The sequence below is a fragment of the Dyella sp. OK584 genome, assembly GCF_057787755.1.
The window spans coordinates 1,888,946-1,905,246 of record NZ_CM173542.1; the positions used below are offsets into that span (position 1 = coordinate 1,888,946).

Genomic DNA, 16,301 nt, shown 5'->3' on the forward strand with positions numbered 1-16,301 from the left:
GATGATCTTCGACGCCACCCAGGCCAAACGACGACAGGGACCCCGCGGCAGCTTCGATATGCCGCTGGTGATCGCGCTTGTCGGTCTGGCCTGCATTGGCGTGGTGATGGTGACGTCCAGCTCGATCGCTGTTGCCGATAGCCAGCATATCGGCGCGTTCTACTTTCTAAAGAAGCACCTGCTGTTCCTCAGCATCGGTATGGTCTTCGCCGGCATGGCCATGCGTACCGAGCTGAAGCTACTTGAGAAAAATGCTTATCTGCTGTTGGGCGCTGCAATCTTTTTGCTCTTGTTGGTGTTCGTGCCTGGTATCGGTGCACGCATCAACGGCGCGCGTCGGTGGTTGCATCTCATCATCACCACCTTCCAGCCGGTTGAAGCGGTGAAGCTGATTCTGGTGGTGTACACGGCCAGCTACCTGGTGCGTCATCGCGAGAGCGTCGAAACCTCCTTCTGGGGTCTGTTCAAGCCGATCGTGGTAGCAGGCCTATTCGTGGTGTTGCTGCTGCTGCAACCGGACTTCGGTTCGGCGATCCTGATGATCGCGGTGACCATCGGCATGATCTGGCTTGGTGGCGCCAAGCCAATGTACCTCGGCGGCATGGGTCTGCCCGTCGTGGCGCTGCTTTGGTTCGTAGCGAAGTTCGAGCCGTATCGCATGCGTCGCCTCACGTCGTTCATCGATCCGTGGGCGGATCCGTTCAACGACGGCTTCCAGCTGACCCAGTCGCTGATGGCCATCGGTCGCGGCGAGTGGACCGGCGTGGGCCTGGGTTCGAGCGTGCTCAAGCTGTCCTATCTGCCCGAAGCGCACACCGACTTCATCTTCGCAGTGATCTCCGAGGAGTTGGGCCTTGCCGGCATCTTGCTGGTGATGAGCCTGTTCGCGCTCGCCGTAGGTCGCGGCCTTTACATGGGGCTGAAGGGCATGGAGATGGGCCAGCGCTTTGCTGGCTATGTGGCGTTTGGTGTCTCGCTGATGCTCGGTTTGCAGACCATGGTGTCGATCGGCGTGAACCTTGGTGCGCTGCCGACCAAGGGCCTGACCTTGCCACTGATCAGTTATGGCGGCTCGTCCATCGTGCTGACCTGCGCCATGGCCGGTGTGTTGTTGCGCACCACCTATGAGATCAACCGCGCCATCGACGCGCGCCAGATGGCGGCGCGCTTGCCGGGCAATGCCGTGCCCGATGCGAACACCGCCGTTGCCACCGCGCCTGCGCGCGAGCCGGTGACCGCATGAGCGCAAAGGCACCCGTGCTGATCATGGCCGGCGGCACCGGCGGCCACATCTTCCCTGGTCTCGCCGTGGCCGAAGCACTGCGCGCGCAGGGTGTGCCGGTAGTGTGGCTGGGTGCCGAAGGCGGCATGGAAACCAAGGTCGTGCCAGCGCATGGCATCGACTTGATCACCGTGCCGGTGGGCGGTTTGCGCGGCAAGGGCCTTAAGACCCGGCTGCTGGCGCCCCTGATGCTGGCCCGGGCCTTGCTCGCGTCGCTCAATGCGCTGCGCAAGATCAAGCCGCGCAGCGTGCTGTCGATGGGCGGCTATGTGGCCGGTCCCGGTGGTGTGGCCGCGCGGATCACGCGTCGCCCACTGCTGGTGCACGAACAGAACCGCGTGGCTGGTTTCACCAACCGCAAGCTGGCCGGTTACGCGCAGCGTGTGCTCGCCGGTTTCAGCGATGCGCTGCCGGGCGCCGAGTGGGTGGGTAATCCCGTGCGTGGCGCCATCGCGGCATTGCCCGCGCCGCGCGAGCGCATGGCCAACCGCTCGGGTCGTCCGCGCCTGCTGGTGCTGGGCGGCAGTCTGGGCGCGCGTGCCTTGAATCTCTCCGTACCGCAGGCGCTTGCCCTGATGTCGCCGACGCAGCGCCCCGAAGTGCTGCACCAGTGCGGCAACCGCGGCATCGATGAGGCGCGCGCGGCCTACGCGAAGGCCGGTGTGGAGGCGCAGATCGTGCCTTTCATCGAGGACATGGCAGATACCTACGCGTGGGCTGATCTCGCCGTTTGCCGTGCTGGCGCGCTCACCCTGGCCGAGCTCACGGCCGCCGGCCTCGGCGCCGTGCTCGTGCCGTTTCCCTACGCGGTGGATGACCACCAGACCCGCAATGCCGAGGCGTTGGTCGCCGTGCATGCTGCCGAATTGATGCAGGAGAAAGATCTGGACGTACAGCAATTGGCGCAGCGCCTGGAAGCGTTGCTGGAAGATCGCGAGCGGCTGATCGCGATGGGCGAAGCCGCACGCACGCTGGCCAAGCCCGACGCAGCCGCCGTGATCGCGCGCGCCTGCATGGAGGTGGCCGCATGACGCCGCGCCGCCTGCTCGCACACGAAGACTTGATGAGTACGTTTCGCCGCGTGCATTTCATTGGCATCGGCGGCGTGGGCATGAGCGGCATTGCCGAAGTGCTTCACAACCTTGGCTACGCCGTGTCCGGCTCCGACCGTTCCAATTCACTCACCGCACAGCGTCTGGCACAACTGGGTATCGAGGTGCATGTAGGCCACGCCGCCGAACACATCGGTGACGCCGACGTCGTGGTGACCTCCAGCGCCATCAGGGCAGATAACCCGGAATTGGTTGCTGCACGCGCCGCACGCATTCCAGTGGTGCCGCGCGCCGAGATGTTGGGCGAGTTGATGCGTTTTCGTCGCGGTGTGGCCATCGCGGGCACGCATGGCAAGACCACGACCACCAGCCTCGCCGCCAGTGTGCTGGCCGAAGCGAACTACGACCCGACCTTCGTGATCGGTGGTCAGCTCAATGCCGCTGGTGCCAATGCTCGACTTGGCACAGGCCAGTACATCGTGGCCGAGGCGGACGAGTCCGATGGTTCGTTCCTGATGCTCTCGCCGGTGATCGCCGCAGTCACCAATATCGACGCGGATCACCTGGAGAACTACAACAACGATTTCGCGCTGGTAAAGAAGGCCTTCAACGATTTCCTGCACCGCCTGCCGTTCTATGGCCTGGCCGTGTTGTGCATGGACGATCCGGAAGTGGCCGAGCTGGCCAAGTCCACCACGCGTCGCGTGATGACTTATGGCATCGACACTCACGACGCCGACGTGCGTGCGAGCAACCTGACGCAGCACGGCTTCGAGATGCATTTCGACCTATGGCTGCCGGGACGCAACGAAGCGCTGCACGTCAAGCTCAACCTGCCGGGTCGTCACAACGTGCTTAACGCGCTGGCTGCCGCCGCCATCGGTTGGCAGTTGGGTGTGGAAGCCGAGGCGATTGCACGCGCGCTGGAAAACTTCCAGGGCGTGGGGCGCCGCTTCCATCGTCGCGGCGAGATTGCGCTCGACAAGGGTTCGGTGTTGCTGGTTGACGATTACGGTCACCATCCGCGTGAGCTGGCGGCAGTGTTCGCTGCTGCACGTGGTGGCTGGCCGGATCGTCGCCTGGTGGTTGGCTTCCAGCCGCATCGCTACAGCCGCACGCGCGATCTGCTGGACGACTTCGCCAACGTGCTGGCCGAAGCCGACGTGCTGGTGCTGACGGATGTCTATCCGGCCGGCGAAGCGCCGATTGCCGGCGCCGATGGTCGTGCGCTGGCGCGTGCCGTGCGCGCGCGCGGCAAGGTCGATCCAGTGCTGATCGACCACCCGCGCGAATTGAAGGACACGCTGCCTGCGCTGCTGCGCGACGGCGATCTGTTGCTGCTGCTTGGCGCCGGCGATATCGGCGCGGCGGCGGTGGAGCTGGCGCAGACCGGCCATCTGAGGACCCACAAGTGAGCAAGACGATTACCGATCCCGCACAGTTTGGCCGCGTCGCCGTGGTGATGGGCGGCAGTTCGGCCGAGCGCGAGGTATCGCTGGATTCCGGCCGTAACGTGCTCGCCGCATTGCAGGCGCGTGGCGTGGATGCGCATGCCATCGATGGCATTCCGGCGCTGCTCGATGCGGTGCGCGCTGGTCATTTCGCGCGCGTGTTCAACATCCTGCATGGCGGCGGCGGCGAGAACGGCGAGCTGCAAGGTGCGCTGCAGTCGTTACGCATTCCGTTTAGCGGCTCCGGCGTGCTGGGCTCGGCACTCTCGCTGGACAAGATTCGCGCCAAGCTCGTGTGGCAGGCGCTCGGGTTGCCGACGCCGCGCTACAAGGCGCTGCCGCGTGGTGCGGACGTCCATGCGGCAGCACGCGAGGTCGGCTTTCCGCTGATCGTGAAGCCGGCCTGGGAAGGTTCCAGCGTCGGCGTGACGCGCGTGTTCGAAGAAAAAGACCTCGATGCGGCCGTCGAACTCGCCCAGAAGTATCCCGGCGACATGTTGATGGAGACGTTGATCGAGGGTGGCGAATTCACCGTCGGCATTCTCAATCGACAGGTGCTCGCCACCATCAACATCGTGCCCAAGGGCGAGTACTACGACTACAACGCCAAGTACATCGCCGAGGACACGCAGTACATCTGCCCGGGCCTGCGCGGCGACGATGAGCGCGAGATGCAGGAACTGGCGCTGCGCGCGTTCGATGCGCTGGCCTGTTCGGGCTGGGGCCGCGTGGACGTCATGCGCGACCGTGAAGGTCGCAACTGGTTGCTGGAGGTGAACACCGCGCCGGGCATGACCTCGCACTCGCTGGTGCCCAAGGCCGCCGCCGTGGCTGGCATCGATTACCAGACGCTGTGCTGGCGCGTCCTCGAAACGAGCTTCCGGGAGGGCGTGTGAGGGGAACCATCCGCCTCGTTGCCTGGGTTCTGGCCATTGCGCTCGTGGCACTGCCGATTGTCGGCGTGCTGCGCGGATGGTTTGCGGGCAATCGTTGGCCGGTGACCCGGTTGACAGTGCAGGCCGAGTTCAAGCACGTGACGACAGATGAGCTCCGTGCCGTCGTCATGCCGCGACTCGGCAAGGGTTTCTTCGCGCTCGATCTGGATGGCGTGCAGAAGGCTGTCGCCGGGTTGCCGTGGGTGGAGTCGGTGGAGGCGCGCAAGCGCTGGCCCGATACGCTGATCCTGCGCATCTATGAGCGCCAGCCATTCGCGCGCTGGAACGAGAAGCAGCTGATCAGTCGCCAGGGCCTGGTGTTCGACGTCCCGGATGTCTCGTCAAGCGCCTCACTTCCCGATCTGCGTGGCCCTGATGCACGTCTGGCTGAGGTCGTTAGCTTCTACGCCGAAACGCAAAAGGCGTTCGGCAATACCCGTCTGAAGATCGCCGGCGTCGCACTCACTGAGCGCGGCAGCTGGAGCCTTACCACGAGCAACGGCGCCCAGATTGTGGTGGGCGATCGCGACCAGGCCGGTCGCCGCCTGCGCCGTTTCCTTGATGTCTATCCGCAGCTGATGGCCGGCCACAACGAGGGCTTTGCCTATGCCGATCTTCGTTACACCAATGGATTTGCCGTTCGATGGCCGCCGCAGGCGAACGCTGTGAACGCTGGAGGCACGCCCCGCACATGAAGACCAAGAACGATAAACAGCTGGTGGTCGGCCTCGATATCGGCACCTCGAAAGTGGTGGCGATCGTCGGCGAGTACGAGCCGGGCGAGCCGATCGAAGTGATCGGCATCGGCACGCACGTCTCGCGTGGCATGAAGCGCGGGTCGGTGGTCGACATCGAATCCACGGTGCACTCGATCCAGCGAGCGGTCGAGGAAGCCGAGTTGATGGCAGGCTGCGATATCCGTTCCGTCTACGCATCGATCTCCGGCAGCCATCTCGAAACCAAGAACTCGCATGGCACCGCGGCAATCCGCGATCGCGAAGTGACCCCTGGCGACCTGGAGCAAGTGCTGGAAGCGGCCAGCGCCGTGGCGATCCCGGCCGACCGCAAGGTTCTTTATAAGGAGTCGCAGGAGTACCGCATCGACGGCCAGGACGGTATCCGCTCGCCGGTGGGCATGAGCGGCGTGCGCCTGGAAGCGAGCGTGCACCTGGTCACCGGTGCGGCGGCGGCGGTGCAGAACATCAGCAAGTGCATCCAGCGTTGCGGCCTGACCGTGGACGAGCTGGTGCCATCGGCCGTGGCCAGCGCCAAGTCCGTACTGACCGATGACGAGCGGGAGCTGGGCGTGTGCCTGGTCGACATTGGCGCCGGCACCACCGACATCGCCATCTATACGCAGGGTTCGATCCGCTACACCAAGTCGCTGCCGGTGGGCGGCGATCAGGTCACCAACGACATCGCCTACGGCGTGCACACGCCGACCGCGCATGCCGAGGAGATCAAGATCAAGTACGCCTGCGCGCTGGCGCAGCTGGCCCACGCCGAGGAAACCATCCAGGTGCCCAGCGTGGGCGATCGTCCGCCGCGCCGACTGGCCCGCCAGTCGCTCGCGCAGTCGGTGCAGGCGCGCTACGAGGAAATCTTCGAAATGGTGCAGGACGAGCTGCGCCGCTCCGGTTACGAGAGCCTGGTAGCGGCCGGCGTCGTGCTCACTGGCGGCGCCTCTCGCATGGAAGGCGCGCTGGAGCTGGCCGAGGAGATCTTCCACAAGATGGTGCGCATCGGCGTGCCGCAACACGTCAGCGGCCTGGGCGAGGTCATCGCCAATCCACTGCATTCCACCGGCGTGGGCCTGTTGCTGCATGGCTCGCGTTCGGGCGGCATGCGGGTCAGTGGGCCGTCCGGCGGCAGCGTCGGTGGCCTGGTCGACAAGTTGCGCGGCTGGATTACCAAGAATTTCTGATAGGCGGGGCATGAGGCCCAGCCTTGGACGAATGGATGTTCGTCCGCCACCGCGGTGGGACAGGAAGGTCCACACCTGCGGTTACAACGACAACGAAGCTCTACGGAGGACGGGAAATGTTTGAACTGATCGAAAAACTCGCACCAAATGCAGTCATTAAGGTCATCGGCGTGGGCGGCGGCGGCGGTAACGCCGTGGCTCACATGCTCAATGCAAACATCGACGGCGTCGAGTTCGTCGTCGCCAACACCGACTCGCAGGCGATGAAGAGCTGCGGCTCGCGTACGCACCTGCAGCTCGGCGCCAATGTCACCAAGGGCCTGGGTGCCGGCGCCAACCCGGAAGTGGGCCGTCAGGCCGCACTCGAGGACCGCGAGCGCATCGAGGAAATGCTCGATGGCGCCGACATGGTGTTCATCACCGCCGGCATGGGCGGCGGCACCGGCACCGGTGCGGCGCCGGTGGTAGCTCAGCTGGCCAAGGAGAAAGGCATCCTCACCGTGGCGGTGGTCACCAAGCCGTTCCCGTTCGAGGGTCGCCGCCGCATGCAGGTGGCCATGAAGGGTATCGAGGACCTTTCGCAGCACGTCGACTCTCTTATTACTGTGCCAAACGAGAAGCTGCTGTCGGTGCTCGGCCGCGAAGTCACCTTGCTCAACGCGTTCAAGGCGGCCAATGACGTGCTGCAGGGCGCCGTACAAGGCATTGCCGACCTCATCACCGCACCGGGCCTGATCAACGTCGACTTCGCCGACGTGCGCACCGTGATGTCCGAGATGGGCATGGCCATGATGGGCTCGGGCACTGCCCGTGGCGACGATCGTGCCCAAGCGGCGGCCGAGGCGGCCATCAACAATCCGCTGCTGGAAGACGTCAACCTGAACGGCGCGTGCGGCATCCTGGTCAACGTGACGGCTGGTCCGAACCTGACCATGCGCGAATTTGACGAGATCGGTCGCATCATTCATGACTTCGCCAGCGAAGATGCCACTGTGGTCATGGGTACCTCGCTCGACCCGGAGATGCAGGACGACGTTCGCGTCACCGTGGTGGCCACCGGCCTCAACCGTGCCGCTGCCCGCCAGCCCATGCGTCCGGTGGTGACCCAGCAGGTGGAAATGCGCCAGCGTCCGCGTCCGGTGGTGCTGCGCACCGGTACCGGCAACGAAGTGGTGGACTACGCCCAGTCAGAGATGGTCACCACCAGCCGTACCGACACCAGCGGCCCGGCCAAGAGCGCCGATCCGAGCTTCGACTACCTCGACATCCCGGCCTTCCTCCGCCGCCAGGCCGACTGAGATAACAAATAGGACAAATAATTTGAAGAAAAATTGAACAAATCGCCGATTTCACTTGTCAGTTACAAATCGCAAGCCGGATCGCTGAGGCGAACCGTGCCCGCGAGGCTCTCCGCCGGAAGGCGGAAGGCTTGGCTGACCCTGGTGCGGCGTTCGTTCTTGCCGTACGCAAGGCTTCAAAGACTGTGCCTCAGGGATGACGCATGACCGGCCGGGAATGATTTCCGGTAGGTCCAGCGCTCCGCAACCGGAATCCCGTCCCGGTGCGGAGCGCTGCGTCGAAACCAAGTCATTGAAGATATTAGGAAAATTGCTGATCACCCCATGAATGGAACTTATTCATGAATGAAAGGAACATGAAAGGGTGAACAGCGTGTGTGGAACGGATCGCCTTTTCACAGGTTAAGACTGTGTTAGCATCCTTCCCCTAATTTGGCTGCTGCCCCTTACAGGTACCAAAAAAATGATCAAGCAGCGTACGCTCAAGAACATCATTCGTGCCACCGGCGTCGGCCTGCATACCGGCGACAAGGTGTACATGACGCTTCGCCCCGCTGCCCCGAATACGGGCATCGTGTTCCGCCGTACCGATCTCAATCCGCCGGTCGACATTCCGGCGCGCCCCGACAACGTGGGTGACACGCGCCTTTCCACGACGCTGGTGAATGGCGACGTGCGCGTTTCCACGGTCGAGCATCTGCTTTCGGCGATGGCGGGTCTGGGCATCGACAATGCGTACGTTGATCTTTCCGCTCCCGAAGTGCCGATCATGGATGGCAGCGCGGGCCCGTTCGTGTTCCTGCTGCAGTCTGCCGGCATTGAAGAACAGAACGTCGCCAAGCGCTTCATTCGCATCAAGAAGCCGATCAAAGTGCAGGAAGGTGACAAGTGGGCCAGCTTTGAGCCGTTCGAAGGCTTCAAGGTCGGTTTCTCCATCGAGTTCAACCATCCGATCATCAGCAAGCGCACGTCCAAGGCGGAGATCGACTTCTCCACTACCTCGTTCGTGAAGGAAGTGAGCCGCGCTCGCACCTTCGGCTTCATGCGTGACATCGAGATGCTGCGCGAACACAACCTCGCGCTTGGCGGTTCGATGGACAATGCCGTGGTGCTGGACGACTACCGCGTGCTCAACGAAGACGGCCTCCGTTACGAGGACGAATTCGTCAAGCACAAGATCCTGGACGCCATCGGCGACCTCTATCTCCTGGGCCACAGCCTGGTTGGCGCCTACTACGCGCACAAGTCGGGCCACGAGCTCAACAACAAGCTGCTGCGCACCCTCATGGCCGACGCCACGGCATGGGAAGAGGTGAGCTTTGCGGACGATCCGGCCACCGCGCCGATCTCCTACGCGCACCCCGCGCAGGCGATCTGATCTCGTAAGTCCGCGTCAAAGCTGAACAAACTGAACGGCCGCGCCCTTGGGACGCGGCCGTTCGTTTTGTGATATACCTCGCCCCTTCTATCTGAAGCTGTTCACGTACTGATGACATTCCAGTCTGTCGGGTTCGTGGGGGCATGGTATAAATCTGAGCACGCCGACCTCCGGGCCGGTGTCAGTAAAGTACGGCAGATGTGTCGGCGGGGGTCGGACATCAGTCCGACGGTCCGCCGGGTCTGGAATCAGAAATTTCGGCGATGGACGCCAGCTCGAGGAACAGTTCCCGCAATTCGGGGTCTGTGGTTGAGGCCGCGGCGACTCTCAAGTGAGAAGCTGCGGCAGGCGAAAGCGGTTTTGACCGATCCGGCACGATTTCTGTCGGTGGAGGGGGGGCCACTTTCACGGTGACTGAACTGGCGTACGTGCCAATGGCACGTGCGGTCGAGAGGATTTGCGTCTGGAGAAGGCGCAGCCTGGCGGCCAGAGCTGGCGAGGGAGCCAAAAAAACAAGGCGTCCGTCTTGCAGGTTGGCGAAACGAACCTGCTCGCGGAGTGGTGACGGTAACGTCTGGCGCAGTGCGCGATCCAATGCTTCCAGCTCACGGGCTTTGCGGGCCAGTGAGGCAATGGGGCCGAACTCGGTCACGGGCTTGAGTCCGGAACCGGTACGGCGGGAAGGCGGTGGAGCGTCGCGCTGCATGGATGCCGACAACTTCGACGAAAAAGACATGCAAATCATACTTGTGTCCCGCACCAAAAAGGTGCCAAAAACCTTGAATCTTGCCGATCGGCGATTGCGCTTTCGCCTGTTCGGATTGGCTGCGGCGGCTGTACTTGGCTGTGCAGGGCTGGGTGGTGCGGTGGCAATGGCGGTGGCCAGCCCGCATGACCGGGCTCTGTCAGAGATTCTCCGACTGCGTCAGCAGGTGCAGCAGCAGAATCAGCAGCTGACCGGTGTGCGCAAGGACGCCCAGCGGGATATCGACGCGCTGGCCATGAAGTTGGGCCAGCTGCAGGCTCAGTCGACACGACTCAACGCATTGGGCGAGCGTCTCACCCAAGTCGGCAAGCTCGATGACGGCGAATTCAACTTTGACGAACCGCCGGCCGTCGGTGGTGTGGAAGACACCACGGACAGTGGCTATGCACTGCCCCAGGCCCTCGATACCAGCATCGACCAGCTGGCCAATCAGTTCGACAGCCAGCAGGCGCAGCTTTCTGCGCTGCAGAGCCTGCTGCTCGACGCTCGGATCGAGTCCAATCTCAAGCCGACCGGGATGCCGGTCGATGGCTACATCTCCTCTTATTTCGGTGGTCGCCCGGACCCGTTCAGCGGGCATAGCGCGTATCACACGGGTCTGGACATCTCCACGCCCAAGGGCACTCCGGTGCATGCGGTCGCCGAAGGCATGGTGACCTTTTCCGGCGTACGCACTGGCTATGGCGACGTGATCGAGATCGACCACGGCAACGGCTACATGACACGCTACGCGCACAACAGCAAGCTGGACGTGAGTCCCGGGCAGCGTGTGCACGTGGGCGACGTGATTTCCGAAGCTGGCTCCACCGGTCGTTCCACCGGTTCGCACGTGCATTTCGAGGTCTGGTACAAGGGTCGCGTGGTCAATCCGCTGGCCTTTGTGAAGAACCATCGCTGACCGCCGCCCGGGGAGGCCGCTGGCCGCCCTTGAAAGCCTCCGGGTAAGTCGCCACACCTGACTGGGAACGATGCTCGGGGGAGTCCGCGGGTTGCCAATGCGGCATATGACTCGTCGGGCCGCAGATGGCTGACCTCCGGCGTTTGGGATAGCTAGCCGACCCTAGTATCATCAACCCTTTCGTCCTGCCCGGATTCACCGGGCGGGCGGCTCATGAATCCTGATCCGGAAGATCGATGCTCAATCGTGCCCTGACGAGCCTTTTCGGTAGCCGCAATGAACGCGTGCTGCGCCAGCTCTCCAAGAATGTTGCGCGTATTAATGCGCTGGAACCCGAGTTCGAAAAGCTGAGTGACGAGGCGCTGCGCGCCAAGACCGACGAGTTCAAGCAGCGTATCGCCGCGGGCGAATCAGTGGACAAGCTGTTGCCGGAAGCCTTCGCTACCGTGCGCGAGGGTGCCAAGCGCGTGCTGGGCATGCGCCACTACGATGTGCAGTTGATCGGCGGCATGGTGCTGCATTCGGGTCGTATCGCCGAAATGCGCACCGGTGAGGGCAAGACCCTGGTGGCGACGCTGCCGGTGTACCTCAATGCGCTTGAGGGCAAGGGCGTGCACGTGGTCACGGTGAACGACTACCTGGCTCGCCGCGACTCTGGACAGATGGGCAAGCTATACGGCTTCCTGGGTCTGACTACCGGCGTGGTATGGCCGGGCATGGATCACTCGGACAAGCACGCTGCCTACGCCGCTGACATCACCTACGGCACCAACAATGAATTCGGCTTCGATTACCTGCGCGACAACATGGCGCTCAGCAAGGACCAGCGCTACCAGCGCGGCCTGCACTACGCCATCGTCGACGAGGTGGATTCCATCCTGATCGACGAAGCGCGTACGCCGCTGATCATTTCCGGCCCTGCCGAGGATTCCCCGCAGCTGTACATCGCGGTGAACAAGATCGTCCCGAAGATGATCCGCCAGGAAAAGGAAGACAGCGCGGGCGATTACTTCGTCGACGAAAAGCAGAAGCAGGTACATCTGTCCGAAGAAGGTATGTCGCACGCCGACGAGCTTCTTCGTGAGGCGGGCGTGATCGATCCCGAGAGCGGCTTGTACGACTCCAAGAATCTGGCAGTCGTGCATCACCTCAATGCCGGCTTGCGCGCCAATGCGATCTATCACCGCGACGTCGATTACATCGTGCGCGACGGCGAAGTGGTAATCGTCGACGAGTTCACTGGCCGCACGCTGCAGGGTCGCCGCTGGTCCGATGGCCTGCATCAGGCGGTTGAGGCGAAGGAAGGCGTGCCGATCCAGCGCGAGAACCAGACGCTGGCGACCATTACCTTCCAGAACCTATTCCGCATGTACAAGAAGCTGGCCGGCATGACCGGTACGGCGGACACGGAAGCGTACGAGTTCCAGCAGATCTACGGCCTGGAAGTGGTGGTGATCCCCACCCACAAGCCGATGATCCGCCAGGACAACTCCGACATGGTCTTCCTTGGCCAGGAGGTCAAGTACAAGGCCGTGATCGAGGACATCAAGGATTGCCACAAGCGCGGCCAGCCCGTGCTGGTGGGTACCACCTCGATCGAAGTGTCCGAGCTGCTGTCGGACTTGCTGCGCAAAGAGAAGATTACGCACGAAGTGCTCAATGCCAAGCAGCATGAGCGCGAGGCGCACATCGTGGCCCAGGCGGGTGCGCCTGGTTCGGTGACCATTGCTACCAACATGGCTGGTCGCGGTACCGACATCGTGCTGGGTGGCAGCCTCGAAGCCGAGCTTGCCACGTTGCCGGAAGACGCCACCGACGCTACACGCTTGAAGATCAAGTCCGAGTGGAAGAAGCGCCACGAGCAGGTGCTGGCCGCCGGCGGTCTGCACATCGTGGGTACCGAGCGCCACGAGTCGCGTCGTATCGACAATCAGCTGCGTGGCCGTTCGGGTCGTCAGGGCGACCCGGGTTCCTCGCGCTTCTATCTGTCGTTGCAGGACAACCTGCTGCGCATCTTCGCGGGCGACTGGGTTGGCCGCTGGATGCGCATGTTCGGCATGAAGGAAGACGACGCGCTGGAAGACCGCATGGTCAGCCGTCAGATCGAGAAGGCGCAGCGCAAGGTCGAACAGCACAACTTCGACATCCGTAAGCACCTGCTGGAATTCGACGACGTCGCCAACGACCAGCGCAAGGTGATCTACACCCAGCGTGACGAATTGCTGGAAGTGGATGATGTCTCCGACACCATCGCCGACATTCGCGACGACGTGGTTACCGACATGGTGCGTCGCCACGTGCCGGCGGAAAGCGTCGATGAGCAGTGGGATGTCGCCGGCCTCGACCGTGAGCTGGAAAGCGAGTTCGGCCTGTCGGTGGACCTTAAGCACTGGGTCGAACAGCAGCACGAGATCGACGACAAGATGATCCTCGAGCACGTGCGCGAGGCGATCGAGCAGCTGTTCAAGGCCAAGGAGCAGCAGACCGGTGCCGAGACCATGCGCCAGCTCGAGAAGCACATCATGCTCAGCGTGGTCGACAACGCCTGGAAGGAACACCTGGCAAGCATGGATTACCTGCGCCAGGGCATCTATCTGCGCGGCTATGCGCAGAAGCAGCCCAAGCAGGAGTTCAAGCGCGAATCGTTCGAGCTGTTCTCCAGCATGCTCGACCGCATCAAGACCGAAGTGGTGCAGATGCTGGCGCGTGTGCGCGTGCGCAGCGAAGAAGAAGTTGCCGCGATGGAAGCCGAGCAGCAGCGCCTTGCCGAGCGCCTTCAGCGTCAGATGCTGGCCAGCGGCGGCGGTGCGCCGGTGGGCGCGCTTGGCGCCGATCCGGAAGCTTTGGCAGCTGGCAGCATGGCTGCACAGGCAGCTGCCAACACGCAGGAAGGTCATCGCGTGGGGCGCAACGATCCGTGTCCCTGCGGATCGGGCAAGAAGTTCAAGCACTGCCACGGGCAGCTGAGCTGATAAAAGAAACCCCGCCTAGGCGGGGTTTCTTTTTGCCGACGTCTTGTCGGGGTCATTCTGTCGTAGCGCGCAAAGCGCGTGACTCGGGATTGTTCGAAGCCACCGCTTCGCAGGATTGTTGCGCACCTGGTGCGCTCCTATAGAAGCGGCGTGGCTCTAGTCGCCACCGCCAGGCGGACGCGTGCGATATGGCTCGGCATCCACGGCGATATAGCGTGGCTCTTCCTCATCCAGGCGCAGCGCGGTGAGCTGCCCGCCCCACACGCAGCCGGTGTCGATGGCGTAGATGCCCATGCCGGCGAAGCGGCCTAGTGCCGACCAGTGGCCGCAGACAATACGCGCGTCGCGCCGGCGCATGCCCGGCACTTCGAACCACGGATACATGCCGGGTTTCTGCGTGCCTGGAATGCCTTTGCTCTCAAAATCGATGCGCCCTTGGATATCGCAATAGCGCATGCGCGTGAGCGTGTTGATCGAAGCCCGCATGCGTTCGATGCCTTGCAGCCGACTGTTCCACGCAGCGGGACGGTTGCCGAACAAGTTCTTCAACAGGCGCGGGTGGCGCGGGCTGCCCAACTCTCGTTCAACCTCCTGCGCTGAACGTTGCGCCTGGCGCAACGTCCACATCGGAGCGAGTCCGGCATGCACCATGGTCCAGTTCAGTTGCTCATCGTGATGCAGCAGCTTCTGAGAGCGCAGCCATTCCATCAGCACCGGTGCATCATCGGCGAATAACACTTCGCGCAACTCGGGGTTGACCTTGGATTGCGCTTCGGGCCGTCGCTGGGCGATCGCCAGCAGGCTGAGATCATGATTGCCCAGCGTGACGATCGACTGTTCGCGCAGGCTATGAATGAGTCGCAGGGTTTCCAGCGACTGGCCACCGCGATTGACCAGGTCGCCGCAGAACCACAGGCGGTCGGCGGAGGGATCGAAGCGAAGTTTGTCGAGCAGGCGTAGAAGTTCGGGATGGCAGCCCTGCACATCGCCGATTGCATACGTAGCCATCAGTGCAGCGTACGCGGAATGGACAAGGTGAATGGCGGAATCGGCGCCTCGAATTGGGTGCCGTCATCGGCCAGCATCTGGTAGCTGCCCCGCATCACGCCCACTGAGGTTTCCAGCACGGCGCCGGAGGTGTACTCGTATTCGTCGCCGGGACGGATCCACGGTTGCTCGCCGACCACGCCTTCGCCGGTGACTTCTTCCACCTTACCGTTGGCGTCGGTGATGACCCAATGACGCGTCAACAGGCGTGCGGGCATGCTGCCCGCGTTATGCAAAGTGATCGTGTAGGCGAAAACGTAGCGGTTGTCGCCGGGACGGGATTGGTCGGGGACAAAGCGGGGTTCGACCTGCACATCGATCGTGTAGGAAGATATGTCGTTCATGCGGCGATTGTACGGGTTGTCGCCTTGCATGGGGGAGGCTTGCTCGCAGCGGGCCGAATCTGTCCCCGCCGTCTATGCGACAGCGATCAGTCGAGCGCGACGCGGGCCAGGCGCACGTAGTCGTGCGGCGAGAGGGTTTCGGCGCGTGCCTTGGGGTCCACGTCGGCGGCGAGAATCGCGCTCGTGCCCATGACATTCTTGAGCGCGTTGCTGAGCGTCTTGCGACGCTGCGCAAACGCCGCCTTCACGATCGCATGAATGCGCTCGGGATCGGCATCGGGAAGTTGATCGGGCCCGAGCGGCACCAGGCGCACCACGGCCGAGTCCACTTTCGGCGGCGGACGAAATGCACCCGGCGGCACCACGAACAAGGGCTCCACGCGGCAGACCAGCTGCAACATCACGGACAGCCGCCCGTAAACCTTGCTGCCGGGCTCGGCCGCCATGCGGTCGACCACTTCCTTCTGCAACATGAAGTGCATGTCCTGAATGGCGTGAGCGTGCTCCACGCAATGAAACAGGATGGGGCTGGAAATGTAGTAGGGCAGGTTGCCAGCAACGCGCAGCCGTTCGACACCGTGACGATGTGCGAGCGCGGTGAAGTCAACCTTCAGCACGTCCGAATGGATGATGTTCAACTCGCCCACGCTGGCGGCTCGGGCCTTCAGATCAGGGATCAGGTCCGTGTCCAGTTCGATGGCGGTGAGCTTGCCCGCTGCAGCGAGCAGCGGCAGGGTCAGTGCGCCTTCGCCGGGGCCGATCTCCACCACGAAATCATCTGCGCGAGGTGAGATCGCGCTGACGATGCGCTCGATATAGCGCTTCTCGTGCAGGAAGTGCTGGCCGAAGCTTTTTTTGGGGCGGGCGTTCATAGGCGGGGGCTGGTCGTGGCTGGCGATGACACAAGCATCGTGCCGAGTCGCGGGATATGGGAGCGTGAGCACGCGAAGGGTA

Annotated in this window: 14 protein-coding genes; 10 read left to right on the top strand and 4 right to left on the bottom strand. The window is 63.1% G+C overall.

Translation table 11 applies throughout. The features are described 5' to 3' along the window. Position 1 precedes the first annotated feature (1 nt). From ftsW to lpxC, 8 genes are all read left to right on the top strand, one after another. Positions 2–1,243, top strand: a complete 1,242-nt coding sequence (gene ftsW / locus AC3CBN_RS08400) for a putative lipid II flippase FtsW (RefSeq protein ID WP_488636349.1) — start codon at positions 2–4, stop codon at positions 1,241–1,243. Further along, positions 1,240–2,313, top strand: coding sequence for an undecaprenyldiphospho-muramoylpentapeptide beta-N-acetylglucosaminyltransferase (gene murG, locus AC3CBN_RS08405; RefSeq protein ID WP_488636350.1), 1,074 nt, complete (start codon positions 1,240–1,242; stop codon positions 2,311–2,313). Before ftsW ends, murG begins: the two co-directional genes overlap by 4 nt. Beyond that, positions 2,310–3,749 (top strand): UDP-N-acetylmuramate--L-alanine ligase, encoded by a 1,440-nt coding sequence (gene murC / locus AC3CBN_RS08410; protein ID WP_488636351.1) that lies wholly within the window; start codon positions 2,310–2,312, stop codon positions 3,747–3,749. Before murG ends, murC begins: the two co-directional genes overlap by 4 nt. Then, positions 3,746–4,681: a D-alanine--D-alanine ligase gene (locus tag AC3CBN_RS08415; protein WP_488636352.1), complete on the top strand. Its 936-nt coding sequence runs from the start codon at positions 3,746–3,748 to the stop codon at positions 4,679–4,681. Before murC ends, AC3CBN_RS08415 begins: the two co-directional genes overlap by 4 nt. Then, entirely contained in the window at positions 4,678–5,415 is a 738-nt protein-coding gene (locus AC3CBN_RS08420) for a cell division protein FtsQ/DivIB (protein ID WP_488636353.1), read from the top strand. The genes AC3CBN_RS08415 and AC3CBN_RS08420 overlap by 4 nt, the downstream gene beginning before the upstream one ends. Then, complete coding sequence (ftsA, locus tag AC3CBN_RS08425) at positions 5,412–6,644, top strand: cell division protein FtsA (protein ID WP_488636354.1); 1,233 nt, start codon at positions 5,412–5,414, stop codon at positions 6,642–6,644. The genes AC3CBN_RS08420 and ftsA overlap by 4 nt, the downstream gene beginning before the upstream one ends. Positions 6,645–6,760: 116 nt before the next feature. Then, positions 6,761–7,942 carry a cell division protein FtsZ gene (ftsZ, locus tag AC3CBN_RS08430; RefSeq protein ID WP_488636355.1) on the top strand — a complete coding sequence of 394 codons (1,182 nt, stop codon included), beginning with the start codon at positions 6,761–6,763 and terminating at the stop codon, positions 7,940–7,942. A 463-nt stretch (positions 7,943–8,405) separates the two neighbouring features. After that, positions 8,406–9,320 carry a UDP-3-O-acyl-N-acetylglucosamine deacetylase gene (gene lpxC / locus AC3CBN_RS08435; RefSeq protein WP_488636356.1) on the top strand — a complete coding sequence of 305 codons (915 nt, stop codon included), beginning with the start codon at positions 8,406–8,408 and terminating at the stop codon, positions 9,318–9,320. A 220-nt stretch (positions 9,321–9,540) separates the two neighbouring features. Here lpxC and AC3CBN_RS08440 read toward each other — a convergent pair whose 3' ends face one another. Then, entirely contained in the window at positions 9,541–10,026 is a 486-nt protein-coding gene (locus AC3CBN_RS08440) for a DUF721 domain-containing protein (RefSeq protein WP_488636691.1), read from the bottom strand. Between the two features lie 28 nt (positions 10,027–10,054). On the opposite strand from AC3CBN_RS08440, the gene AC3CBN_RS08445 reads away from it, so the two are divergent. Both AC3CBN_RS08445 and secA read left to right on the top strand, forming a co-directional pair. Next, positions 10,055–10,984 carry a M23 family metallopeptidase gene (locus tag AC3CBN_RS08445; protein WP_488636357.1) on the top strand — a complete coding sequence of 310 codons (930 nt, stop codon included), beginning with the start codon at positions 10,055–10,057 and terminating at the stop codon, positions 10,982–10,984. Between the two features lie 236 nt (positions 10,985–11,220). Then, complete coding sequence (gene secA, locus AC3CBN_RS08450; RefSeq protein ID WP_488636358.1) at positions 11,221–13,956, top strand: preprotein translocase subunit SecA; 2,736 nt, start codon at positions 11,221–11,223, stop codon at positions 13,954–13,956. 156 nt (positions 13,957–14,112) lie between these two features. Here secA and AC3CBN_RS08455 read toward each other — a convergent pair whose 3' ends face one another. From AC3CBN_RS08455 to rsmA, 3 genes are all read right to left on the bottom strand, one after another. Further along, positions 14,113–14,964 carry a symmetrical bis(5'-nucleosyl)-tetraphosphatase gene (locus tag AC3CBN_RS08455; RefSeq protein WP_488636359.1) on the bottom strand — a complete coding sequence of 284 codons (852 nt, stop codon included), beginning with the start codon at positions 14,962–14,964 and terminating at the stop codon, positions 14,113–14,115. Then, positions 14,964–15,347 (bottom strand): Co2+/Mg2+ efflux protein ApaG, encoded by a 384-nt coding sequence (gene apaG, locus AC3CBN_RS08460; RefSeq protein ID WP_488636360.1) that lies wholly within the window; start codon positions 15,345–15,347, stop codon positions 14,964–14,966. Before apaG ends, AC3CBN_RS08455 begins: the two co-directional genes overlap by 1 nt. An 86-nt stretch (positions 15,348–15,433) precedes the next feature. Continuing rightward, a complete protein-coding gene (gene rsmA, locus AC3CBN_RS08465; RefSeq protein WP_488636361.1) occupies positions 15,434–16,219 on the bottom strand; it encodes a 16S rRNA (adenine(1518)-N(6)/adenine(1519)-N(6))-dimethyltransferase RsmA in 786 nt (261 codons plus the stop codon). Between the last annotated feature and the right edge of the window lie 82 nt (positions 16,220–16,301).

Excerpts from the sequence above, each read along its gene's own strand:
- apaG (WP_488636360.1), bottom strand. The coding sequence starts at position 15,347 with ATGAACGACATATCTTCCTACACGATCGATGTGCAGGTCGAACCCCGC.
- rsmA (WP_488636361.1), bottom strand. The coding sequence starts at position 16,219 with ATGAACGCCCGCCCCAAAAAAAGCTTCGGCCAGCACTTCCTGCACGAG.
- AC3CBN_RS08445 (WP_488636357.1), top strand. The coding sequence starts at position 10,055 with ATGCAAATCATACTTGTGTCCCGCACCAAAAAGGTGCCAAAAACCTTG.
- ftsW (WP_488636349.1), top strand. The coding sequence starts at position 2 with ATGATCTTCGACGCCACCCAGGCCAAACGACGACAGGGACCCCGCGGC.
- murC (WP_488636351.1), top strand. The coding sequence starts at position 2,310 with ATGACGCCGCGCCGCCTGCTCGCACACGAAGACTTGATGAGTACGTTT.
- AC3CBN_RS08440 (WP_488636691.1), bottom strand. The coding sequence starts at position 10,026 with ATGCAGCGCGACGCTCCACCGCCTTCCCGCCGTACCGGTTCCGGACTC.
- ftsA (WP_488636354.1), top strand. The coding sequence starts at position 5,412 with ATGAAGACCAAGAACGATAAACAGCTGGTGGTCGGCCTCGATATCGGC.
- lpxC (WP_488636356.1), top strand. The coding sequence starts at position 8,406 with ATGATCAAGCAGCGTACGCTCAAGAACATCATTCGTGCCACCGGCGTC.
- secA (WP_488636358.1), top strand. The coding sequence starts at position 11,221 with ATGCTCAATCGTGCCCTGACGAGCCTTTTCGGTAGCCGCAATGAACGC.
- murG (WP_488636350.1), top strand. The coding sequence starts at position 1,240 with ATGAGCGCAAAGGCACCCGTGCTGATCATGGCCGGCGGCACCGGCGGC.
- ftsZ (WP_488636355.1), top strand. The coding sequence starts at position 6,761 with ATGTTTGAACTGATCGAAAAACTCGCACCAAATGCAGTCATTAAGGTC.
- AC3CBN_RS08455 (WP_488636359.1), bottom strand. The coding sequence starts at position 14,964 with ATGGCTACGTATGCAATCGGCGATGTGCAGGGCTGCCATCCCGAACTT.